Below are 20,616 nucleotides of genomic sequence, written 5' to 3'. Positions count from 1 at the left end.
GATGGGGTTTTAGTCAATCCGTCAGGAGCCCGCGCCGCCCCTGGGCGGGCGCGTGGCGTCGCTCATGGCCTTGGCGATGCCGCGCAGGATGTGGATTTCCTCGGGCGTGGGCTGGGCGCGGTTGAAGAGCTGCCGCAGCCTGGGCATGAGCTTCTTGGGCGCCTCGGGGTCGAGGAAGCCGATTTCCACCAGCGAGCGCTCCCAGTGGTCGAGCATGCCGGTCACGGCCTGCGCGTCGGCCGCCTGCACGGGCTGGATGGCCTCGCGCACCTCGTAGCCGCCCAGCGCCAGCCGCCATTCGTAGGCGATCACCTGGATGGCCGCGCCCAGGTTGAGCGAGCCGAACTTCGGATCGGTGGGGATGCTCAGGGCCACGTTGCAGCGGTAGACGTCCTCGTTCCGCATGCCGAAACGCTCGGAGCCGAACAGGAAGGCCACGTGCTGGTCGCCCTTTTCCCCGTCTTTCGCGAGCGGCTCCAGGTGTTCCCGGGGCGTGCGGGTGGGCGGGCCGAAGTCGCGCGGGATCATGGCGGTGGCGCACATGTGGGTCACGCCGTCGAGGGCCTCGTCGAGCGTCTCGACGATGCGGGCGTTGGCCAGAACGTCGAGCGCGCCGCTCGCGCGCTGGATGGTTTCCTCGCGCCGCAGCACGTTGGCCCAGCGCGGGGCCACCAGCACCAGGTCGGAAAAACCCATGGTCTTCATGGCGCGGGCGGCGGCGCCCACGTTGCCGGCGTGGCTGGTCTGGATCAGGATGAAACGGGTGCGCATGACGGGTTTGGAGACACTAACGGGCGGAGCCGGTAAAATCCCCCGATTCTCGCCGCCCGCATCGCCGGGCCGTCTCCGGGGGCCCTCCCCACCGTTCTTCCCACAATCCAATGTCGTCCCCCAACCTGCATCCCATGCTCAACGTGGCCGTCAAGGCCGCACGCGCCGCTGGCGCAATCATCAATCGTGCCGCCCTCGACGTCGAGGCCGTGCGCATCTCCCAGAAGCAGGTCAACGACTTCGTCACCGAAGTCGATCACGCCAGCGAGCAAGCGATCATCGAGACGCTGCTCGGCGCGTACCCGGGGCACGGCATCCTCGCGGAAGAATCCGGCAGCCAGTACGGCGCCAAGGACTCCGACTACGTCTGGATCATCGATCCGCTCGACGGCACCACCAATTTCATCCACGGCTTCCCGGTCTACTGCGTGTCCATCGCGCTGTCGGTGCGCGGCAAGATCGAGCAGGCGGTGGTCTACGACCCCACCCGCAACGACCTCTTCACCGCCACCAAGGGCCGCGGCGCCTACATGAACGAGCGCCGCATCCGCGTCTCGAAGCGCACCCGGCTCAACGAGTGCCTGATCTCCACCGGCTTCCCCTTCCGCACCGGCGACAACTTCAAACAGTACCTGGCCATCATGGCTGACATGATGCCCCGCGCCGCCGGCCTGCGCCGCCCCGGCGCCGCCGCGCTCGACCTGGCCTACGTGGCCGCCGGCTTCACCGACGCCTTCTTCGAGACCGGCCTGAATCCCTGGGACGTGGCCGCGGGCTCGCTGCTGGTCACCGAGGCCGGCGGCCTGATCGGCAACTTCACGGGCGAGCCCGAGTTCATCGACCAGCGCGAATGCCTGGCCGGCGCCCCGCGCGTGTACGGCCAGCTGGTGCCGCTGCTCGCCAAGTACTCCAAGTTCGCCACCGTCGACGAGAAGCTGCGCGCCAGCGACCGCGTGCGCGCCGTGTCCGCCTCCACCAAGGCCAGCAAGGCCGACGAATCGGTCGACCTCTACGCCCGCAGCACGGTGCCGGGCTTCGCCGACGAGGCCGCCGAAGCCCCGGCTCCGGCAGTCGCAGCGGCGGCTCCCGCTCCCCGCAAGCTCACGCGCGTGCGCCGCGACGCGCCCGCCAACGGCGCGCCCTCCGAGGGCAACTCCTCCGCCAAGTGACGATGCTGGGGCCCAGCAACGCCGCGCCCCGGGTCCGTGCCGCTCTGCGCATCGCGCTGAGCCACTACGTCGCGAGCGGGCTCACCGTCGCGCTGGGCCTGCTCTTCATTTCCGGCGGGGTGCACCTCTGGCTGGGCACCCTCGCGGCCTCGGCCGCAGCCACCGGCGTGATAGTCACCGCGCCGCCCGACCTGCCCGGCCCGCGCCGCGGCAAGTTCCTGCAGATGCTGCCGGCGCCGCTCATCGGCCTGCCGCTCTTCTTCGCGGTGCAGATGCTGCACAGCGCACCCATCCGCCTCGGCCTCGTGCTGGTGCCCGCCACCTTCATGGCCTTCCTGGCCATGGCCTGGGGCAAGCGGGGCATCCCGATCGCCATCGCGGTGATGTTCTCGATGGTGTTCTCCATGGCCACGCCGGCGCCCACCGGCATGGCCGACGCCGTCGAGCGCACCTGGCACTTCGGCATAGGCGCGGGCCTCTACGTGATCTGGGCCACGCTGGCCAACCTGCTGCTCAACGGGCGCTTTCGCACCCAGTCGGTGGCCGACGTGCTGTATTCGCTGGCCGCGCTCATGCGCACCGAGGCCAGCCAGTTCCTGCCGCAGGACGAGACCCGCGACGTGCGCGACACCCCGGCGCCCATGCTGGGCCAGCTGCTGCGCGAGCAGGCCGCGCTGGCCGACCAGTTGCAGGCCACGCGCGACATCGTGCTCGAGTCGCCGCGCACCCCGCGCCGCCAACGCCTGGCGGCCATGCTGGTGATCGTGCTCGAGATGCGCGACCAGCTCCTGGCCAGCGAACTCGACCTCGACACCCTGCGCGCCCACCCCGCGCATGCCGAAGCGCTCATCGAGATGCGCCGCGTGCTCGAGGAGCTCTCCGACGAAACCATCGCGCTGGCCGATTCGCTCCTGCTGGGCCGCCAGCCCGACGCCGTGGCCGACCGCCGCCCGCGCCTCGCGGCCATCCACGTCTCGGCGGACGACAGCACCGCCAGCGGCGGCCACATCGGCCCCACGGCCGCCATGCTCGCGCGCGGGCTGGCCAGCCGGATCGGCCACATCAACGACGAAGTGCTGCGCCTGTCGGCCATGGCGCGCGGCGACGCCGAGCCCAACCTCGCCGTGGTGCGCGCCAACTGGCAGCTCTTCGTGAGCCCCACCGACTGGTCGCTGCGCCCCTTCTTCACGCTGTGGAGCTGGGACCAGCCGCCGCTGCGCCACGCCATCCGCGCCGCGCTGGCCATCGCTGCCGGCTACGCCATCGCGGTGTCGATGCCATGGGGCTCGCACGACTACTGGATCCTGCTGACCATCGTGGTCGTGCTGCGCGGCAGCCTCTCGCAGACGCTGGAGCGCCGCAATGCCCGCGTGGCCGGCACGCTGCTGGGCTGCGTGCTCGCCGTGGGCCTGCTGTCGGCGCACCCGTCGGCGCTGATGCTGCTGGTCATCGTGACGGTGGCGCAGGCCATCGCGCACAGCTTCGCGGTGCGGCGCTACCTCATCACCGCAGTGGCCGCCACGGTGCTCGGCCTGGTACAGGCCCACATGCTGAACGTGGGCATCGCGCCGATCTTCGCGCTCTTCGAGCGCATCGCCGACACGCTCATCGGCGCGGCGCTGGCCTGGGGCTTCTGCTACGTGCTGCCCTCGTGGGAACGCACGCAGATCCCGGCGCTGGTGTCGCGCGTGCTCACTGCGCAGGCACGGCATGCGCGGCTGGCGCTCGGCCTGGGCCAGCTCAAGGCCATCGACAGCAGCCCCGAGCTCGAATGGCGCCTCGCGCGCCGCGAAGCCTACGACAGCCTTTCCGCGCTGGTGCAGGCCACGCAGCGCTCGCTGTCGGAGCCGCGCGCGGTGCAGCCGCCGCTGGAGCCGCTGGAGCACCTGCAGGCCCACAGCTACCAGCTTCTCGCGCAGCTCAGCGCGGTGAAGTCGATGCTGGTGCTGCGCCGCGACCGCCTCACGCCGGCGGAGGTCGAGGGCCCCATCGGCCGCACCGCGCAGCGCATCGAGGCGGCCATCGGAACTATTCCAACCACCGGTCCCTCCCACCCCGAGAGCGCCGGTTCGACCACGGTCGGCGGCCCGATCCCCCTGCCCGACCCGTTCGACAACGACATCAGCCCCTGGCTGCTTCGCAGGCTCGACCTGGCAACGGCACTCGCCACGCAGCTGCGCGACGACGCGGCGCGCATTCTTCAACCTCTGAACGAGACAACAGAACAAGCGAAGACGACCACCGCCTGATGACCAAAGAGATACTCGCCCACCCCTGGTTCGGCACCTGGATTGCCGCGCTGATCGCAGTTCCCCTCTCTCTTCTCGCCCACCGCGTCGTCGGCCTCGTGCTCAGGCGGATCACCCGCCCCGCGCCGGCGCTACATGCGATGGTGGTCAATTGCAGGGCGCCCGCGCGGCTGGTGTTCCCGCTGGTGGCGCTCACCGTGGTGTGGCAGGGTGCCCCCGACGACCTGCGCTTCATCAGCAACGTGCGCCACCTCACCGGCCTGCTGCTCATCGCCTCCACGACCTGGCTCGCGGTGAAGGCCATCAGTGGTTTCGCCGAGGGCGTGCTGGCGCAGCACCCTTCCGACATCGCCGACAACCTGCAGGCCCGCCGCGTGCTCACGCAGACACGCGTGCTCGCGCGCACCGCCATGTCGGTGGTCGTGGTGGCCGGCGGCGCGATGATGCTCATGACCTTCCCCGGCGCGCGCCAGGTGGGCGCGAGCCTGCTGGCCTCGGCCGGCGTGATCGGCATCGTGGCCGGTCTCGCGGCCAAGCCGGTGTTCAGCAACCTCATCGCCGGCCTGCAGATCGCGCTGGCACAGCCCATCCGCATCGACGACGTGCTGGTGGTCGAGGGCGAATGGGGCCGCGTCGAGGAAATCACCGGCACCTTCGTGGTCGTGAAGATCTGGGACGAGCGCCGGCTGATCCTGCCGCTCACCTACTTCATAGAGAAGCCGTTCCAGAACTGGACACGGCATTCGGCGCAACTGCTGGGCGCGGTGTTCATCTACGTCGACTACGGCATGCCGCTCGCGCCGCTGCGCGCGGAGGTCGAGCGCATCGTGAAGGCCGCGCCCGAGTGGGACGGCCGCTTCTTCAACCTGCGCGTGACCGACGCCACCGAGCGCACCATGCAGATCCGCGTGCTGTGCACGGCCGCCACCTCGGGCCTGACCTTCGACCTGCGCTGCAGCGTGCGCGAAGGCCTCATCGACTTCATGCAGCGCGAGTACCCGCAGTTCCTGCCGAAGATGCGCATCTCGGCGGACGGCCTGCCCGAGCGCGAACAGCAGCCGCAGCCGCAACAGGGACAGGCCCCGGCCTGATCCGGCCTTGAAGCCAGAGCCGGCCCCGCCCCCCGAACGCAAATCAGCGCTCACGCGCGCGCTGCTCTATGCCTTCGCGGTGCTGTGCCTGGTGCTGGGCCTCATCGGCGTGGTCGTGCCCGGCATGCCGACCACGGTGTTCATCCTGATGGCGGCATGGGCCGCCGCGCGCAGCTCTCCGCGGCTGCACGCATGGCTGCTGAACCACCGCCTCTTCGGCCCGCTGCTGCACAACTGGGCCAACGGCCGCACCGTGAGCCGCCGCGCCAAGTGGAGCGCCACCGTCACGATGGCGGTGTGCGCCGTGATCGTCTCGTTCACCGCGCACCGAGCCTGGCTGGCCGGGCTGGCCATCGGGTGCATGGCCTGCGTGCTGGCGTGGCTGTGGTCGCGCCCGCTTCCTCCGCCCTAGCGGCGCGCCTGCTTGTCCACGTCCGGCGCGGTGATGGCGCGTGCCGGAATCGGTACCGACATCACGATCGACGTGCGCGTCTCGCCCAGGTGGTTGATGCTGCTCACGAAAGCTTCGAGGTGCTCGATGTCTCGCGCGACCACCTTCAGCACGTACGAGTCCTGCCCCGTCACGTGGAAGCATTCGAGCACCTCGCTCCTGCCCTCCAGCAGCTTCAGCAGCCGAGCCTTGTCGGGCTGCGGCGTAGTCATGCCGACGAGCGCCATCACCGTGTAGCCCGCCTTGCGCGGCGGCACCACGGCGCGATAGCCGGCGAGCACGCCGGCTTCTTCCAGCCGCTTCACGCGCTCCGAGGTCGAGGGCACCGACAGGCCCACCTGCCGCGCCAGCGCGGTGAGCGAAGTGCGCGCATCGGCCTGGAGCACTTCGAGGATCTGCCAGTTCTTGCTGTCGATTTCCATGGATTTCAGGCTCCGGCGAGTGGATTCTTCTTGAATTTCAGGCAAGAGGCGCATTCCGCCTGAGCTTCGCCATTCTCTTCAGGCGAAGTCGTAAAGACAATTTACAAATGGACTCTACCCTCTTCCTCAAGGCCCTCGTCATCGGCCTCTCCATTGCAGCTCCCGTCGGCCCCATCGGCCTGCTCTGCATCCAGCGCACCCTTGCGCACGGCCGCACCATCGGCTTCCTCAGCGGACTGGGCGCCGCGCTGGCCGACGCCTGCTACGGTGCCATCGGCGCGCTCGGCGTGTCGGCCGTCATCGCGTCGATGGTGGCGGCGCGGGTGCCGCTGGCGCTGGCCGGGGCGGCCTTCCTCGCATGGATGGGCGTGCAGCTGCTTCGCGCGCCGGTCGCCACGCAGGCCCGCCAGGCCGCGGACGCCACCACGCCGCTGAAGGCCACGCTGTCGGTCTTCCTGCTGACGCTGGCGAACCCGATGACGATCCTGTCCTTCGTCGCGGTGTTCGCCACCATCTCGACCGGCCACACCGGCGGCAGTGGCGGCATCCCGGCCGTGACGATGGTGCTCGGCGTGTTCCTGGGCTCCGCGCTGTGGTGGCTCGGGCTGTCGACGATGGTGTCTTCGGTGCGGCACAAGCTCAGTGCGAAGACGATGCAGTCGATCAACCGGCTCTCGGGCGCGATCCTGCTGGCCTTTGCGGTCTATCAGCTGTCGACGCTGCTGCCGCGCTGAGCCGGCGCCACCGGCTTGCGCCGCATCGGCGGAAGCTCCAGGTTCGTGAAGGCGCGCAGCAGCCATTCGACCGGCCCGTAGACGAACCAGCGCAGCCACCACCGGCTCAGCACGAGTTGCGCCGCGAAGATGACGAAGGCGATGCCCGTGGCGGCGAGCGGGCCCATGGTGCCGATCCAGCGCAGCCCGTAGGCCAGGAAGAGCCACGCGCAGACGAGCGACTGCAGCAGATAGTTGGTCAGCGCCATGCGCCCCGCCGGCGCCAGCACGCCTTCGAGCATTCGTCCACGCGGCGTCATCATCAGCAGCACCATGCCGGCCGCATAGGCTGCGGTGAGGAAAGGCGCCGTCAGCAACGTGGCTGCGAGCCCGTAGAGTTCCTTGACCGCGTTGTCCAGGCGGATCGAAGGGAAGGCATACACGGCAGCCCCCGGCAGCCCGATGATCAGCCCCCACAGCAGCAGGCGCCGGAACAGCGGCCGGTAAGCATCGGCATTCACGAAGAGCTCGCGCCGCCCCGCGATGAAGCCCGCGAAGAACATCGCCAGCGCGGTGGGCGCCTGCACCAGGCCGGTGATCCACCAGATCTGCGAGAGCTCGCGCAGGTGCTGCACGATCACCGTGAAGGGCGTTCCCCGGTACGCCGCCAGCGCGGCGACGGCATCCGCATGGGCGGTGCGCGTATCCGACGGAATGCCGGCCTTCGTCAGCAGGAAGCCGATGCTCGCCCACAGCAGCGAGGTGACCAGCACCAGCCCGATGGCGCAGCGCGCCATGAAGACATCGCCGCGCCTGCGCAGCATCAGCAGCACCGCGCCCAGCACCGCATAGGTGGTGAGGATGTCGCCGTGATACAGCACCACGGCGTGAGCCAGCCCCAGCACCCACAAGCCCACCAGCCGCCGCCCCATGCGCGGCGCGAAAGCCTTGCCATCGCGTTCGGCCGACTGCATCTGCAGCGTGAAGCTGTAGCCGAAGAGGAACGAGAACAGCAGGTAGAACTTGGTCTCGAACACCAGCGTGCGCACCAGCAGCGCCGCGCGTTCGAGTACCGACTGCGCCATCGGGTCGGGTATGCCCGCGCCGTAGTAGGTCGAGGAGAAGCTCGCGATGTTCACCACGAGGATGCCCAGCAGCGCGAAGCCGCGCAGTGCATCCACCAGCGACTGGCGCTCTCGGCCTCTGGTGGCCCCGGGCTGCACCGGAAGATCGGGTAGCGACGACATGTGTTCTTTCTGCATGCCCTGCATGCTTCAGGCGGCGGTCAGGCCGCCGTCGATGACGAGCTCGCTGCCGGTCACGTAGCGCGACTCGTCGCTGGCGAGATAGAGGATGGCGTTCGCAACGTCGAGCACCGTGCCCGCATGGCCGAGCGGCACCGCGCTGCGTCCCGCCGCGCCGAGGACAGCGCGGCGCCAGAGCCTTCTCAGGCTGCACGCCACGCCGCCGCCAGGCTGCTCCGGTTGCTGCTGCTGCGCGCGGGCATTAGTGCTCCAGATCGGCGTGTCGATCACGCCCGGGTGCAGCGAATTGACCCGCACGCCGTTGCGTGCGCGAGCGCACTCCAGCGCCACCGACTTGGAGAGCATGCGCACGCCGCCCTTGCTGGCCGAGTAGGCCGACAGCCCCGCATTGCCGACCAGGCCGGCCGTCGACGACATGTTGACGACGGAGCCGCCGCCCGACCTCGACATCAGCGGCACGCCGTGCTTCAAGCCCAGGAACACGCCGTCGAGATTCACAGCGAGCTGGCGGCGCCAGTCTTCCACGCTCATCTCGAAGGTGCTGCCCGCGAGCGCGATGCCGGCGTTGTTCACGAGCACATGCAACGCGCCGTGGGCGGCAATGACCACGTCGATCACATCCTTCCACGCGGCCTCGCTGCTCACGTCGTGCGCGACGAACATGGCTCGCCCGCCCGTGGCGCGCGCAAGGCCGGCGGTTTCCTCGCCACCCTTCCCGTCGATATCCGTGGCGACGACGGTCGCGCCCTCGGCGGCCAGCCGCAGCACCGCCGCGCGTCCGATGCCAGATGCCGCGCCGGTCACCAGCGCCACCTTGCCGAACACGCGGCCGCTGGCGCGGTCCCATGCGGGGCGCTGCGCCGGTGCGAACGCGTACACCGATGCGGGCGCGGGCATGAAGGCGCTCATCGGGCGCTCCCGGCCTTCAGGAAGCGGCTCACCACGAGTCGAAGCATGGGTGCTTCGCGCTGCGGGTCGAAGCCCGGGTCCATGGCGAGGCGCGAGAACACCCCGTCGATCAGCGCGACGATCCAGCTCGCGGCCTGTTCGGGTTCGAGGCCTGCGTCGACCTGCCCGCTCGCCATGGCGCCGCGCAGCAGCCTGGCGATGTCGGCGCGGGTCTGTGCGTCGCCGGCGGCCATCTGCGTGTTGATGGCCGGGTTGCGCGTCGCTTCTGCGGCGATTTCGAGTGCCAGCCGGGCGTAGGTCTTGTCGGCCGCAAAGGCCATCACCGCGTCGAGAAAGTCGAGCAGCGCCTCCAGCAGGTCTGAAGACTCGTCGAGCGCGGCGAAGTAGGCGGCGGTGTCGGCGCGCTCCTCTTCCACGATGGCCTCGACGATGGCGCTCTTGCTGTCGAAGTAGTGAAAGAGATTGCCGGGGCTCATGCCGGCCTCGGCGCAGATCTCGGCGGTGGTCGTGGCGTGGAAGCCGCGCCGGGCGAAGCAGTTGCCGGCCGCCTCCATGATCTGGCGGCGCTTGGCCTGCTGGCGTTCGGGGTCGATCTTTCTCATGGCGCTGACTTGGGGTTTGCCGTCATGCGCCAATTATTAGACTAACTAGTCGATCTATTTATTAAGAACCCCCTGAAGCCTTCGGGGCAACCGGGCTCTTCCGCGTGGCCACCACCTCGCGGATCGCCTCGATCAGCAGTCGCGCGCCCTCGCCCGGCGCGTCGCTGCGCCGCACGGTGAGCCCCACCGGCCCCTCGGTGCTTGTGGTGTCGATTGCAAGCCGCTTGAGTTCCCCGCGCGCGATCAACCCCTCGACCGCGCCCTGCGGCGCGAACCACACGGCGTCGGAGCGCTGCAGCAGCCCCAGCACGAAGCTGGTGTCGGTGGCCTCCACCAGCCGGCCGGGCAGCGCCATGCCCTGCGCGATGAGGAATGCATCGGCCGTGTGCCGGATCAGCGTGCCCGACACCGGCAGCACCAGCGGATGGCCCGCCAGCGCATCGAGCGGCGGCTTGCGCCGCGCCGCCAGCGGGTGCCCCGGCCGGGCCACCAGCAGCAGCGGCTCGCTGTAGAGCTGCTCGAAGGCCAGGTCGGCCATGGCCGAGGCCTGCGCGAGGCGGCCCAGCACGAGGTCGATTTCGCCCTGGCGCAGCTGCGTCATCAGCTGCGCGTTGGTGCCGCTCACCACGCGCACCCGCAGCGCGGGATGCGAGGCATGCAGCGAGACGACCACCTCCGGCAGCAGGTTGGCCACCATGTTCGGCAGCGCGCCGACGGCCACGCGCAGTTGGTCGGCCTCGGGCTGGTCCATGGCCAGCCCCAGCCCCTCGCGCAACCCGCGCAGCGCCGAGACCGCATGGCGCACCAGCACCTCGGCGGCCGGCGTGAGCTCCACGCCCCGGCGGCGGCGCAGCAGCAACTGGCGGCCGACGATCTCCTCCAGCTCGGCGACCGTCTTGGACACGGCCGGCTGCGTGAGCGACAGCGCCTTGGCGGCGCGCACCAGGTTTCGCTCCTGCGCCACCATCACGAGGCATTGCAGATGGCGCATCTTCAGGCGCGCAAAGTTCATGGCTGACACGGCGTTTCCTTGGGAGAGTGGCAGCTTCAATATAACCAGCCGGAATAGCTGGCAGAAGAGCTTTCAGTTGTGCAGCCCCCGTCAGGCACCTAGAGTCGACCGGATAACGGAGACACGACGACATGACGACCACCGGTTCGCGCTACACGCCTTACACCTTCTTCGACGGCACCCGCCGCCGCCTCGCCATTGCCGCAGCCTGCGCGGCGCTCGCCTTTGGAGCCACCGCCACCGGCGCCTTCGCGGCCGACGCGCCCTACCCCACCAAGCCGGTGAAGTTCCTCACCAACTTCCCGGCGGGCGGCCCCATCGACATCCTCGCCCGCGCGCTGGGCGACGCGCTGCAGAAAGACCTGAAGCAGCCCTTCATCGTCGACAACCGGCCCGGCGCGGGCGGCAACATCGGCGCCGACTTCGTCGCCAAGGCCCCGGCCGACGGCTACACGGTGCTGATGGGTATCGACAGCACCTTCACCATCAACCCGCACCTGTACGCCTCGATGCCCTTCGCGGCCAAGGACCTGAAGCCGCTGATGATCTTCAGCTCCTCGGGCCTGGCCTTCGGCGTGGCGCAGGGCGTGAAGGCGAAGACGCTGCCCGAATTCATCGCCCAGGCCAAGGCCGAGCCCGCCACCTTCAGTTCGGCCGGCAACGGCAGCCCCGGCCACATCGCCGCCGAGATCTTCGCCAGCGAGACGGGCGCGAAGATCACCCACGTGCCCTACAAGGGCAACGCGCCGGCCGTGCTGGCGCTGATGGGCGACGAGGTGCAGGCCGGCATCCTGGCCACGCCGGGCCTGCTGCCGCAGATTCAGGCAGGCAAGCTGCGCGCGCTGGCCGTGACCGGAAAGCAACGCTCGCCGCTGCTGCCCCAGGTGCCCACCGTGGGCGAGCTGGGCCTGAAGGGCCTGGAATTCGAGGTGCTCTACCTCGCCATGGTGCCCGCCGCCACGCCCGAGCCGGTGATGCAGACGCTGCGCGGCTCGCTGCAGAAGGCGCTGGCGCTGCCGGAGATCAAGTCGCGCCTTTCCTCGCTCGACATGGTGCCGCTGGGCGAAACCGGCGGCGCGGCCAGCGAGCACCTGGCGGCCAGCCAGGCCCGCTACGGGCGCATCGTCAAGGCGACGGGCATGACGGTCGACTGAGCAGCAGAGCGCAGCAAGAATCAGAGCAAGGTGTGGAGCAAGGTGTGGAGCAAAGGGTAAGTCCGGGGAATGGTTGATTTGAACAATCGAGTGCCGCGTCTTCAGAATCGTCCGCAACTGCGGATCTCGCGGCCACACTGGCGCGCCATCGCCTGAACGACGAAGACAAGGACTTGCTCACCATGCTGCCGACCCAATCCCTCCCCATGACCCGCCGCCTCGCCGGCATGCTGGCCATCGCCGGCCTCGCAACGGCTTTCGCCACCGGCGCAGCCGCTCAACAGCAACAGGTCAAGTTCGACACCCCGCTGCACATCGTGGTCGGCTACGCCCCCGGCGGCGCCACCGACCGCGTGGCGCGCATCGTGGGCGACAAGCTCACCTCCCGCCTCGGCGTGCCCGTGGTGGTCGACAACAAGCCCGGCGCGGGCGGCCGCCTTGCCGCGCAGCAGGTGAAGGCCACGCCCGCCAGCCAGAACGTGCTGATGCTCGCCAACCCCGCCGTGATGGTGGTGGCGCCGCTGGTCTTCAAGGACAACAACTACGACGCCGAGCGCGACTTCGTGCCCGTGTCTTACGTCAACGACTACAACTTCGCGCTGGCCGTGTCGCCCACCCTGCCCGTGCGCGAGCTGAACCACCTGCTCGCCTGGATGCGCGCCAACCCCAACCAGGCCAACGTGGGCGTGCCGGCAACCGGCAGCCTGCCGCACTTCTTCGGCCTCATGGTGGGCGAGAAGGCCAAGGTGCAGACCCAGGTGATCGGCTATCGCGGCTCGGCCCCGCTGCTGAACGACGTGATCGGCGGGCAGGTGCCCGTTGCCGTCGACACCGAAGACGTGGCCGTGCCGCAGCATGCCGCGGGCAAGCTGCGCATCCTCGCGATCTCGGGCGCCAAGCGCTCGCCCTTCCTGCCCGACGTGCCCACCTTCAAGGAAGCCGGCCTCGACCTCGCCGCCACCGGCTGGAACACCTTCTTCGCGCCGGCCACCATGCCCAAGGAAAAGGCCGAGCGCCTCGCCGTCGTCATCCGCGAAGTCATGCAGGACCCGGACACGCAACGCAAGTTCAAGGACTCGGGCATGACGCCCGTGGTGAGCACCCAGGCGCAGACCGCCGCGATGCTCAAGGCCTACCGCGCCCAATGGGCGCCGGTGGTGCAGAAGTCGGGCTACCAACCTTAGGACAACCCCCAGTCTTCGCGCACTTCGTGTCGCTTCGCCAACCCCCTTCCAGGGGGCAACACCAGCGGCCCGGCAAAGCCGGTTCCGCGGTGTTCCCCGAAAAGACCTCCGAGCCTCGAAAGCGCGATCAATTTATGACCAGACCCAACATCATCTTCATCGTGGCCGACGACCTCGGCTATGCCGACCTCGGCTGCTACGGCGGCCGCGACGCGGCGTTCGGCCCCGTCTCGCCCGTGCTCGACGGCCTTGCCGCCAACGGCCTGAAGCTCACCCAGGGCTACTCGAACTCGCCCGTGTGCTCGCCCACGCGCTTCGGCATGATCACCGGCCGCTACCAGTACCGCCTGCGCGGCGCGGCCGAGGAGCCCATCAACAGCAAGAGCCGCGGCAGCACCACCCTCGGCCTGCCCACCGACCACCCCACCCTGCCCTCGCTGCTGAAGGCCAGCGGCTACCAGACCGCCCTCATCGGCAAGTGGCACCTGGGCTACCCGCCCACCTTCGGCCCGCTGCGCTCGGGGTACGACGAGTTCTTCGGCCCCATGTCGGGCGGCGTCGACTACTTCACCCATTGCGACTCCACCGGCCGCCACGACCTGTGGTTCGGCGAGGAAGACAGGCAGGAAGAGGGCTACCTCACCGACATCCTCTCGAAGCGCGCTGTCGACTATGTGGAGCGCATGGCAAAGCAGGACGCCCCCTTCTTCCTGAGCCTGCACTACACCGCGCCTCACTGGCCGTGGGAAACGCGCGACGACGCAGCCAAGGCCCCGAGCATCAAGGACAACCTGTTCGACCTGGCCGGCGGCAACATCAACGTGTACCGCCGCATGATCCATCACATGGACGAAGGCATCGGCTGGATCATGGCCGCGCTCGAGAAGCACGGCATGGCCGACAACACCCTGGTGGTGTTCACCAGCGACAACGGCGGCGAACGCTTCTCCGACAACTGGCCGCTGGTGGGCGGCAAGATGGACCTGACCGAAGGCGGCATCCGTGTGCCATGGATCGCACACTGGCCCGCCATGATCGGCAAGGGCGGCGAAAGCACCCAGCTGTGCATGACCATGGACTGGTCGGCCACCATGCTCGACGCAGCCGGCGTGGCCGCGCACCCCGACTACCCGCTCGACGGCGTCTCGCTGATGCCCGTGCTCAAGGACGCGTCGAAGAGCTTCCGCCGCCCGCTGCACTGGCGCATGAACCATCGCGGGCAGGAAGCCATGCGCGACGGCGACTGGAAGTACCTGAAGGTCGACGGCAACGAGTACCTGTTCAACATTCCCGGCGACGAACGCGAGCGGGCGAATCTGGCGAAGAAGGAGCCGGAGAGGCTGGCTGCGATGCGGGCGGATTGGCAGGCGTGGAATGCGACGATGCCGGCGATTCCGGAGGATGCGACTGTGAGCCTGGGGTATTCGGTCAAGGATATGCCGCAGAGGTGAGTTGGCTGAAGCGCGCAGAAAAGGTCAGCAGCTTCCCAAGCTGCAGGCCCTGCGCGCCTGACACTTGCGAACGTCAGCGCCAGATCGGAGGTGGACCACTGAATCGGGACAAGGCGATCGGCGGTGCGTCGTCGAACACCTGCCAGCGCAACTGCTCGGCGGCGACTTCATAAACGTGGACGCGGAACGCACACACAAAATGCCGCAGACGGGCCGCCTCTTCCCACACGGATTCGCTCGCGAGCACCGGTAGCCAGCGGGAATCCTTAACTTCGTACAGGCGGTTCGCCCGCAGGCCCAGAGAGACCAGTGGGTGACCATCCCGCGCATCTCCGTTCCACATCTGCATGCGGACCGCGGCGGCGTGCAGGAAGTCGATCCGGACGCTCGGGCCAGTCTCGGCGTTCAACACGCGAATACCTTCCACAGTTGCAGGAGACAGATCAACGTGGCAGGCCAAGCTGAGCCCAGTGGACTCCTGCGAGAAGTATTGATACAGCGAATTGGGCACCCATCGCGGTGCGTCCTCAAACTCAACGAGCGATGTATTGCGGTCAAGCGTCATGAGGTCATTCTGCTGCACGCGCTGGCGCAAATCACGCCTGCTCCGTTGAGCGCAACGAACTCCAGCAGTGATCGCCAAGAGCGGCGACGGCGGAACAGAAAAACTACGCGTCCCGCCGGCCGAAAGTCAAAGTGCTGGAAGCCTGATCGCGTGGCAGCGCGGATGGCGGGCGCCCCGCCAGGCGCCGGCTTTCGCGCGCCAGGTGCGGCTGATCGGCATAGCCGGCCTCGGCGGCCAGATGAGCCAACGGCGTCGATGGCTCCGCGCGCGCCAACTGCAGAAAGCGTTGGTAGCGCAGCAGCCGTGCCAGCGTCTGCGGGCCGTAGCCGAAGTGCTTCACGAAACGGCGGCGCAACGTGCGCTCGGGCTGCTGCAGGCGTTCGGAGAGCCAGCGCAGCGGCGAGTCTTCGGGGGCCATGCCGGACTGCAGCAAGCGGAAGGCTTCGGCCATCGCGGCATCGGGCGTGAGACTGGCGGCTGGCTGTGGCCGCGCGGCCACCCTGTGCACGAACTGGGCGGACGAATCCGCGGCGAGGCATGCTGCCGCGCGCGCACCCCACAGATCGCGCAGCGCAACGCGGCGATCCGCGAGCGCGCTCATGTCGATGCCCAGCCACGCGGCCGCCGTGCCGGGGTGGAAGCGCAGGCCCAGCACTTGCGCGCCGGGCCGCAGCGCTTCGGCATGCGGTTGCCGGTCGGGGCCGGCCACGCGTACCGCGCCATCAATCCACTGCAGATCGATCGAGCCATCGGGCACCACAAGCAGCGGCGGCATGCTGCCGGCATCAGCGGGCAGCACATGCATCCACTGGCAGGCAAAGATGCCGCGCAACGAAGGCGGCACCGGGGCTTCGGCATAACGACCGACCTCTTGCGCGAGCGGCGGCGTGGCCGTTTTGTTCAAGTCGGCGGACATGGCGTGGAGCAATCTCGGGGCTTCCATTGAACAACAACTGCGAAGCAGGAGCCTCCCGCATGAAAGCCCGTATTTCCGTTCTCACCATCTGCGTAGACGACCTGGAGCGCGCGCTGCGCTTCTACCGCGACGGCCTGGGCCTGGCGACGCCCGGCATCATCGGCCAGGAATTCGAACACGGCGCGGTCGCCTTCTTCGACCTGCAGCCCGGCCTGAAGCTGGCGCTGTGGCCGCGCGATAGCCTGGCGCACGACAGCGGCATCGCGCGCCGCGGCAACGCCTCGCCCGACTTCACCATCGGCCACAACCTGCGCAGCGAAGCCGAGGTGCAGGCCACGATGGCGCAGGCCGAGGCTGCCGGCGCGACCATCGTGAAGCCGGCGCAGAAGACCTTCTGGGGCGGCTTCGCGGGCTACTTCCAGGACCTGGACGGGCATCTATGGGAAGTGGTCTACAACCCGGCCTTCCTGCCGGAGGACTGAAGCGGGTAGGACGCCAGCACCTCGTGCCACACGGGCCGCGTCTTCAGCCACGAACGCACGAACTGAAACTCGCGCACCGGCCAGCGAACAGGCGGCATGGGCGGCGCGGCGGCCCCCGATGCCTTGCGGGCGATGGTGATGTGCGGCGCCCAGTCCTCATGGCGCCCCGACAGCCACGGCGCGAGCTGACGCACGACGGCTTGATGCAACCGGTCGAGCGCGGCGTTCGGCTGCGGGCGCACGATGGCGATGCCGTTGTGCGCCCAGACGCCGGACCAGTCCAGCAGCAGCTCGAAGTCTTCTTCCACGCGCAGCTCGCTCAATGCCTGGCGGATGCCTTCGACGGCGGCATCGCCCTGCGGCGAGATGTGGCACAGCGTCATATGCAACCGGTGCGGCTTTGGCAAGCTGGGCTTTGGCTGCGTGCGCCAGACCCACTGCGCGCGGTGCTCGGCGATGGCGGCCTGTACCGCCTCGTCGGGCTTGAGCCAGGCGTAGAGCATTGGCATTTCCAGTCGCGCGCGGCGCGCGGCATCGGCGGGGGTGAAGGGGGCGATGTCCATGGTGGGGGCCATTGGACACTAGGTGGCGGTGGCATGCCTGAACTATCGCGGGCAGAAACTCATGCGCGATGGGGGCTGAAAGTACCTGAAGGTGGGCAGGAACGAGTACCTGTTCAACATCCGCGGCTGATGAATGCAAGCGGGCGAATCTGGCGAAGAAGGAACCGGATAGGCTGGCTGCGATGCGGGCGGATGGGCAGGCTTGAAATGAGACCATACCGGCTATTCCGGAGGATGCGACTGTGAGTTTGGGGTAATCGGTTAAGGATATGCCGCAGAGGTGAGAGAGTAGTCGCAGCTACTATCGGTGGACTTCAACGAATTGAGGGACGCCATGAGGACCACGCAGAAACCGATGAGAAAGCAGGCCCCTAGATTTGCGTTGTTTCTACTGAGGGTCGCAGAATTCTTCATCGCACTATCGATGCTCTACGGCCTCGCGCCGATACTCATGTTCAGGCTAGAGCCGATTGGTGCCGTGTACTTCGCTCTCATCTTGGCAGGCTTCGCGTTCGCATCCTTGCTCTACAACCGTTCCCGAGCCTATACAAAGGGACGTGCGCGGTTCCGGAGTCTCGTGGCAGCGGAGACGGCTATGCAGGGCGTTTTCAACTTGCTGATCTCCGCCCTGCTTGGCGCGAGCATGTACGCAACGTTTCTTTCAATGGGATTCGTCCGTCTTGACCGTATGGAAGATCTGACGCTAAGGCACATATGGCTGCTCGTTTTTCTTGTGCCAATGTTCATGACAGTTCCGGGACTGGTGAGTCTTCGCCGAGCAATCGAAATTGCTGCTATTGACTTGGTTGGCTTCTATACGCGTCGTCGAGTAATCGCTCGACGCGTTTGGGATGGTGGCATCCGAGGCGGACGCCGAGGTGCGGATTGAGCGACAACAATTCGTGCGTCCTATACAGCCTGAAATGACACATCGAATCCGCGCTTTTGCAACTCACCTAGAAGCCGAGCTATACCGCATTTCGCAAAGAATGGCAGCGCGGAGACCTGCTTCCCCATCAACACAAGACACAAGTTCCACTCGTGCTGTTTAGGCCGCGTGGTGAGCCAGTTTGTATTCCAACCCTTACCAACCGCAGTAATTCGATCAGCCAGCCTTTGACGGTAGCTCGGATCTGTATCGAAAAATAGCTCGGCCGTGCGTCGCACCTGCTCGCATAAATGGCTGACCCCGGCGGAGCCGGCTGGATGCTTGACAAAATACAGCGTCTTAGTCGGGAGATGCATGATGTCGCAGAACTCAAAGCGTGATGCCCCACCTCCAAAGCTGACCAACTCCTTGTCGAATAACCAAAGATCGGGGTCCGAATTTGCCGCATCTTCGTTATACGGACCTTCGTGGTCAATCGTGTTCCAAGCCTTTAACGCAAAAGACGGAGCGCCGAGCATCGCCAAAGTTTGATTCGTACTGGCAATGAACCTTCGATCCGGCGAATACCAAGATCCCGACGACAGCACGTGCGTCACGCCCTCAAGGCTAACCTCGGCACCCATGCATTGATACATCGAGCAAACGCCGATCTCCTCTTTATCCCCATCGAGCAAATGCACTGGCGTAGCCTTAGCTGCAGCCAGGCCTAGCGCCCCATCTTTGGACTGGACATACTTCTGCCAACTCCCAAACATTAGATACGGTGACGTCGCTGCACTCTTGGTCCTCCGGCCGATGACAAAGTGCTGCGGATAGGCGCCCTCGCCACTTCGCTCACCTGGTGCCGCCAAGGAGATTGCGTTTTCAGGGCGTCGGCCAGTGAGAATGCGATCCAACAACGCATCCAGCTTTTCGAGCTTTTCGTCATCACGAACCGCCACCAAGTTGTTTGCTTGCGGCCACCGACTGCGATGATCGTTCGAGTCAAAACGTTCCGCAATCTGATCCAGCGTTTCGATCAGTTTTGCAACCTCTAGATCAAACTTGAACGACACACCTCCACGTACTTTCGTTCCAAAAACAGGCCAATATTTCGACTCAGGCACCCCCTCTACTGCGGCGACCAAGTCCCGGTCGGGCTCAAATCCAAACTCGCGCACTGCCGATGCTCTGGGCGCACGCTCACTGGCAATATGACGTTTCGCGAAAACTTGCTCAGCTCGCATTTCGCGAACTTGGCCTTGTGGAACCAGAGCCAAGGCGAGCACCTTGCCAAAGTCTGGCTCAACCCATTCTTCCTTTACTTTGGAGTGACCGTATCCGAAGGTAAAGACGAAGATCTTTTCACCACGCGGCACCCAAAGAAGTGCTCCTGGAGACTGCCCCTCAAGTTGAGGAGCAGCACCATCAGCCAACAGTGTCGAGACTGGTCTCAGCCATTTTGGAGACCCCGCGTCCGCTGGCAGCGCAATGAATGCGGCACCAGGTATCGAGTCCACAAGTGGATAGACAGTGTCGCTCGCATCCTCAAGTTGCCTCTGCGCCTCCGCAGTTTTCGATCTTTTAAGGAGGTACACACTCACACCGAGGCGTACTGCATCATCGGCGCCTGCCATACGATCTCTCCAAAATAAATGTAAACGCCGGCCTACTTTGAATCAGCCGCATAGTCACCAGAAGAAGCCGCCGTCGCATTCGGTGCCAATCGGAATACGCATTCCAAATATGGCCGAACCTCGATCCACTCCGCTTGTCGTTCGTAGAACTGAGCAAGCACTCGCCCAACATCCACCGTGGTAGGCGATCCAGAAGACCAGTGAGCGGAGAACGCCGCACGAACATCTGCATCAGCATGCTTGTCCGCGTCTTGATGGCTATAGGAGTGAAACTCCTTGATGCGTCCTGGCGCCGCATAGTCGCTAGCCACACCCGGACACTTCGCCCCCTTCGTCACTTGCTCTCGTTCGACATGCGCACGAGAAAACGAATCCTGAACCGTATGCAAGAGGCTCCCAAATGCAACGGCTCCCAAATATGCGGGCTTGCGGATGTTCGGATTTCCTAGAGCAAAAAGGTCTTGCACGCTCCAGCCATTCATCCCGAAGACATCGCGAATACCAGTCACGTCCTGATTCGCAACGATGGCGTCAGAGGGAATCTTCTTCGTCGCGACCTTCCACGTGAACTCGGCCCACATCATGATGCGGCTGTAGATGACATCCGGTGGCTCGCCATCGACAGAGCCCATCGCGTGAAGGAACTGCATATCCCCGAAATGAGACCGCACGAGCAGCGGAGCAGTTTTGGCATTCAGCACCTCGCCGCGAGCAGCCCTCTTCTTGCCGTCATAGAACACTCGCCCCCAACACTCCGGTTGGACAACAAGGCGCACCGTATCTCCGGCCTTACATCCCCCGTACTTGCCAAATGAAGACTCGAACCTGAATGGCGGGTCGTCATTCCAACGTACCCCGGCGAGCACATAGGCCTGTGCCGGATCCCAATCAGGGTCGGCGCAAATGTCGGCGTCTCCATCGCAATCTAGTGACCGGTTCGCAATCTCTTCATGAACCGGACTGCCAAACTTTCGAACGCCCAAGTCCGTAAGCTTGCTCAGCAACCGATCTCCGGTCGGCTGCCCCTTTCGTGCAAGCTTCTTCTCGAAAGACGTTCCGTCTGGCGACAGCTCGAAGGCAAATGATGTCCACGGCATCAGCGTGAGTACAACAGCGGCGGCACTTGTCGCGGTCCAATGCAT

The 20,616-nt window shown here is 66.6% G+C and carries 21 protein-coding genes; 10 read left to right on the top strand and 11 right to left on the bottom strand.

The genetic code is table 11. The features are described 5' to 3' along the window. Nucleotides 1-21: 21 nt before the first annotated feature. Nucleotides 22-771, bottom strand: coding sequence for an RNA methyltransferase (locus BMY35_RS23930; protein WP_093204651.1), 750 nt, complete (start codon nucleotides 769-771; stop codon nucleotides 22-24). Between the two features lie 110 nt (nucleotides 772-881). Between BMY35_RS23930 and BMY35_RS23925 the strand changes: the two genes are divergently transcribed. Genes BMY35_RS23925 through BMY35_RS23910 form a run of 4 tightly spaced genes read left to right on the top strand, consistent with a single transcriptional unit; the run spans nucleotide 882 to nucleotide 5,692 of the window. Next, complete coding sequence (locus tag BMY35_RS23925) at nucleotides 882-1,940, top strand: inositol monophosphatase family protein (protein ID WP_093204648.1); 1,059 nt, start codon at nucleotides 882-884, stop codon at nucleotides 1,938-1,940. A gap of 2 nt (nucleotides 1,941-1,942) precedes the next feature. Then, nucleotides 1,943-4,189 (top strand): FUSC family protein, encoded by a 2,247-nt coding sequence (locus tag BMY35_RS23920; protein ID WP_093204646.1) that lies wholly within the window; start codon nucleotides 1,943-1,945, stop codon nucleotides 4,187-4,189. Further along, a complete protein-coding gene (locus BMY35_RS23915; RefSeq protein ID WP_093204642.1) occupies nucleotides 4,189-5,280 on the top strand; it encodes a mechanosensitive ion channel family protein in 1,092 nt (363 codons plus the stop codon). The genes BMY35_RS23920 and BMY35_RS23915 overlap by 1 nt, the downstream gene beginning before the upstream one ends. Nucleotides 5,281-5,287: 7 nt before the next feature. Then, nucleotides 5,288-5,692 (top strand): YbaN family protein, encoded by a 405-nt coding sequence (locus BMY35_RS23910; RefSeq protein ID WP_093204639.1) that lies wholly within the window; start codon nucleotides 5,288-5,290, stop codon nucleotides 5,690-5,692. Here the strand turns inward: BMY35_RS23910 and BMY35_RS23905 are convergent. Then, nucleotides 5,689-6,153, bottom strand: a complete 465-nt coding sequence (locus tag BMY35_RS23905; protein WP_093204636.1) for an Lrp/AsnC family transcriptional regulator — start codon at nucleotides 6,151-6,153, stop codon at nucleotides 5,689-5,691. The genes BMY35_RS23910 and BMY35_RS23905 overlap by 4 nt on opposite strands. Nucleotides 6,154-6,260: 107 nt before the next feature. On the opposite strand from BMY35_RS23905, the gene BMY35_RS23900 reads away from it, so the two are divergent. Then, nucleotides 6,261-6,887 (top strand): LysE family translocator, encoded by a 627-nt coding sequence (locus BMY35_RS23900; protein ID WP_093204634.1) that lies wholly within the window; start codon nucleotides 6,261-6,263, stop codon nucleotides 6,885-6,887. Here the strand turns inward: BMY35_RS23900 and BMY35_RS23895 are convergent. From BMY35_RS23895 to pcaQ, 4 genes are all read right to left on the bottom strand, one after another. Beyond that, nucleotides 6,860-8,113 (bottom strand): DUF418 domain-containing protein, encoded by a 1,254-nt coding sequence (locus BMY35_RS23895; RefSeq protein ID WP_093204631.1) that lies wholly within the window; start codon nucleotides 8,111-8,113, stop codon nucleotides 6,860-6,862. The genes BMY35_RS23900 and BMY35_RS23895 overlap by 28 nt on opposite strands. A gap of 27 nt (nucleotides 8,114-8,140) precedes the next feature. Next, a complete protein-coding gene (locus tag BMY35_RS23890; protein WP_256229406.1) occupies nucleotides 8,141-9,040 on the bottom strand; it encodes an SDR family oxidoreductase in 900 nt (299 codons plus the stop codon). Continuing rightward, nucleotides 9,037-9,642 carry a TetR/AcrR family transcriptional regulator gene (locus BMY35_RS23885; protein WP_093204630.1) on the bottom strand — a complete coding sequence of 202 codons (606 nt, stop codon included), beginning with the start codon at nucleotides 9,640-9,642 and terminating at the stop codon, nucleotides 9,037-9,039. The genes BMY35_RS23890 and BMY35_RS23885 overlap by 4 nt, the downstream gene beginning before the upstream one ends. A 61-nt stretch (nucleotides 9,643-9,703) precedes the next feature. Next, entirely contained in the window at nucleotides 9,704-10,654 is a 951-nt protein-coding gene (gene pcaQ, locus BMY35_RS23880) for a pca operon transcription factor PcaQ (RefSeq protein ID WP_093204627.1), read from the bottom strand. Nucleotides 10,655-10,785: 131 nt separating this feature from the next. Between pcaQ and BMY35_RS23875 the strand changes: the two genes are divergently transcribed. The 3 genes from BMY35_RS23875 to BMY35_RS23865 all read left to right on the top strand — a co-directional run bounded on the left by BMY35_RS23875 (nucleotide 10,786) and on the right by BMY35_RS23865 (nucleotide 14,443). Then, a complete protein-coding gene (locus BMY35_RS23875) occupies nucleotides 10,786-11,808 on the top strand; it encodes a Bug family tripartite tricarboxylate transporter substrate binding protein (protein WP_093204624.1) in 1,023 nt (340 codons plus the stop codon). A 206-nt stretch (nucleotides 11,809-12,014) separates the two neighbouring features. Continuing rightward, the gene (locus BMY35_RS23870) at nucleotides 12,015-12,992 is read left to right on the top strand and encodes a Bug family tripartite tricarboxylate transporter substrate binding protein (RefSeq protein ID WP_177213689.1); all 978 of its coding nucleotides are present in this window, start codon (nucleotides 12,015-12,017) and stop codon (nucleotides 12,990-12,992) included. A 134-nt stretch (nucleotides 12,993-13,126) separates the two neighbouring features. Then, nucleotides 13,127-14,443 (top strand): sulfatase family protein, encoded by a 1,317-nt coding sequence (locus tag BMY35_RS23865; protein ID WP_093204621.1) that lies wholly within the window; start codon nucleotides 13,127-13,129, stop codon nucleotides 14,441-14,443. A 73-nt stretch (nucleotides 14,444-14,516) separates the two neighbouring features. On the opposite strand, the gene BMY35_RS23860 is transcribed toward BMY35_RS23865, so the two are convergent. Both BMY35_RS23860 and BMY35_RS23855 read right to left on the bottom strand, forming a co-directional pair. Continuing rightward, nucleotides 14,517-15,008 carry a hypothetical protein gene (locus BMY35_RS23860; RefSeq protein WP_143080727.1) on the bottom strand — a complete coding sequence of 164 codons (492 nt, stop codon included), beginning with the start codon at nucleotides 15,006-15,008 and terminating at the stop codon, nucleotides 14,517-14,519. 103 nt (nucleotides 15,009-15,111) lie between these two features. Then, complete coding sequence (locus BMY35_RS23855; RefSeq protein ID WP_177213688.1) at nucleotides 15,112-15,924, bottom strand: helix-turn-helix domain-containing protein; 813 nt, start codon at nucleotides 15,922-15,924, stop codon at nucleotides 15,112-15,114. Nucleotides 15,925-15,983: 59 nt separating this feature from the next. Between BMY35_RS23855 and BMY35_RS23850 the strand changes: the two genes are divergently transcribed. After that, nucleotides 15,984-16,406 carry a VOC family protein gene (locus BMY35_RS23850; RefSeq protein WP_093204613.1) on the top strand — a complete coding sequence of 141 codons (423 nt, stop codon included), beginning with the start codon at nucleotides 15,984-15,986 and terminating at the stop codon, nucleotides 16,404-16,406. Here BMY35_RS23850 and BMY35_RS23845 read toward each other — a convergent pair. Beyond that, nucleotides 16,376-16,969, bottom strand: a complete 594-nt coding sequence (locus BMY35_RS23845; RefSeq protein WP_177213687.1) for a 2'-5' RNA ligase family protein — start codon at nucleotides 16,967-16,969, stop codon at nucleotides 16,376-16,378. The two genes, BMY35_RS23850 and BMY35_RS23845, sit on opposite strands and share 31 nt — an antisense overlap. A 334-nt stretch (nucleotides 16,970-17,303) precedes the next feature. On the opposite strand from BMY35_RS23845, the gene BMY35_RS23840 reads away from it, so the two are divergent. Then, nucleotides 17,304-17,858, top strand: a complete 555-nt coding sequence (locus BMY35_RS23840) for a hypothetical protein (RefSeq protein WP_093204608.1) — start codon at nucleotides 17,304-17,306, stop codon at nucleotides 17,856-17,858. Nucleotides 17,859-17,878: 20 nt separating this feature from the next. On the opposite strand, the gene BMY35_RS23835 is transcribed toward BMY35_RS23840, so the two are convergent. Next, nucleotides 17,879-19,474 (bottom strand): TIGR04141 family sporadically distributed protein, encoded by a 1,596-nt coding sequence (locus BMY35_RS23835; RefSeq protein WP_093204605.1) that lies wholly within the window; start codon nucleotides 19,472-19,474, stop codon nucleotides 17,879-17,881. 32 nt (nucleotides 19,475-19,506) lie between these two features. After that, on the bottom strand, nucleotides 19,507-20,616 hold the full coding sequence (locus BMY35_RS37835; protein ID WP_143080726.1) for a hypothetical protein: 1,110 nt from the start codon (nucleotides 20,614-20,616) through the stop codon (nucleotides 19,507-19,509).

Origin of the sequence: Variovorax sp. YR750, from assembly GCF_900109805.1 — a bacterium.
Classification (GTDB): domain Bacteria; phylum Pseudomonadota; class Gammaproteobacteria; order Burkholderiales; family Burkholderiaceae_C; genus Variovorax; species Variovorax gossypii.
Note: the sequence above shows the minus strand (reverse complement) of the source record. Positions and strands in the feature narration are given on the sequence as shown.

What these genes read in the sequence shown, in the direction of transcription:
- BMY35_RS23930 (WP_093204651.1), bottom strand. Translation starts at nt 771, where the DNA reads ATGCGCACCCGTTTCATCCTGATCCAGACCAGCCACGCCGGCAACGTG.
- BMY35_RS23925 (WP_093204648.1), top strand. Translation starts at nt 882, where the DNA reads ATGTCGTCCCCCAACCTGCATCCCATGCTCAACGTGGCCGTCAAGGCC.
- BMY35_RS23920 (WP_093204646.1), top strand. Translation starts at nt 1,943, where the DNA reads ATGCTGGGGCCCAGCAACGCCGCGCCCCGGGTCCGTGCCGCTCTGCGC.
- BMY35_RS23915 (WP_093204642.1), top strand. Translation starts at nt 4,189, where the DNA reads ATGACCAAAGAGATACTCGCCCACCCCTGGTTCGGCACCTGGATTGCC.
- BMY35_RS23905 (WP_093204636.1), bottom strand. Translation starts at nt 6,153, where the DNA reads ATGGAAATCGACAGCAAGAACTGGCAGATCCTCGAAGTGCTCCAGGCC.
- BMY35_RS23900 (WP_093204634.1), top strand. Translation starts at nt 6,261, where the DNA reads ATGGACTCTACCCTCTTCCTCAAGGCCCTCGTCATCGGCCTCTCCATT.
- BMY35_RS23895 (WP_093204631.1), bottom strand. Translation starts at nt 8,113, where the DNA reads ATGTCGTCGCTACCCGATCTTCCGGTGCAGCCCGGGGCCACCAGAGGC.
- BMY35_RS23890 (WP_256229406.1), bottom strand. Translation starts at nt 9,040, where the DNA reads ATGAGCGCCTTCATGCCCGCGCCCGCATCGGTGTACGCGTTCGCACCG.
- BMY35_RS23885 (WP_093204630.1), bottom strand. Translation starts at nt 9,642, where the DNA reads ATGAGAAAGATCGACCCCGAACGCCAGCAGGCCAAGCGCCGCCAGATC.
- pcaQ (WP_093204627.1), bottom strand. Translation starts at nt 10,654, where the DNA reads ATGAACTTTGCGCGCCTGAAGATGCGCCATCTGCAATGCCTCGTGATG.
- BMY35_RS23875 (WP_093204624.1), top strand. Translation starts at nt 10,786, where the DNA reads ATGACGACCACCGGTTCGCGCTACACGCCTTACACCTTCTTCGACGGC.
- BMY35_RS23870 (WP_177213689.1), top strand. Translation starts at nt 12,015, where the DNA reads ATGACCCGCCGCCTCGCCGGCATGCTGGCCATCGCCGGCCTCGCAACG.
- BMY35_RS23865 (WP_093204621.1), top strand. Translation starts at nt 13,127, where the DNA reads ATGACCAGACCCAACATCATCTTCATCGTGGCCGACGACCTCGGCTAT.
- BMY35_RS23860 (WP_143080727.1), bottom strand. Translation starts at nt 15,008, where the DNA reads ATGACGCTTGACCGCAATACATCGCTCGTTGAGTTTGAGGACGCACCG.
- BMY35_RS23855 (WP_177213688.1), bottom strand. Translation starts at nt 15,924, where the DNA reads ATGTCCGCCGACTTGAACAAAACGGCCACGCCGCCGCTCGCGCAAGAG.
- BMY35_RS23850 (WP_093204613.1), top strand. Translation starts at nt 15,984, where the DNA reads ATGAAAGCCCGTATTTCCGTTCTCACCATCTGCGTAGACGACCTGGAG.
- BMY35_RS23845 (WP_177213687.1), bottom strand. Translation starts at nt 16,969, where the DNA reads ATGGACATCGCCCCCTTCACCCCCGCCGATGCCGCGCGCCGCGCGCGA.
- BMY35_RS23840 (WP_093204608.1), top strand. Translation starts at nt 17,304, where the DNA reads ATGAGGACCACGCAGAAACCGATGAGAAAGCAGGCCCCTAGATTTGCG.
- BMY35_RS23835 (WP_093204605.1), bottom strand. Translation starts at nt 19,474, where the DNA reads ATGGCAGGCGCCGATGATGCAGTACGCCTCGGTGTGAGTGTGTACCTC.
- BMY35_RS37835 (WP_143080726.1), bottom strand. Translation starts at nt 20,616, where the DNA reads ATGCATTGGACCGCGACAAGTGCCGCCGCTGTTGTACTCACGCTGATG.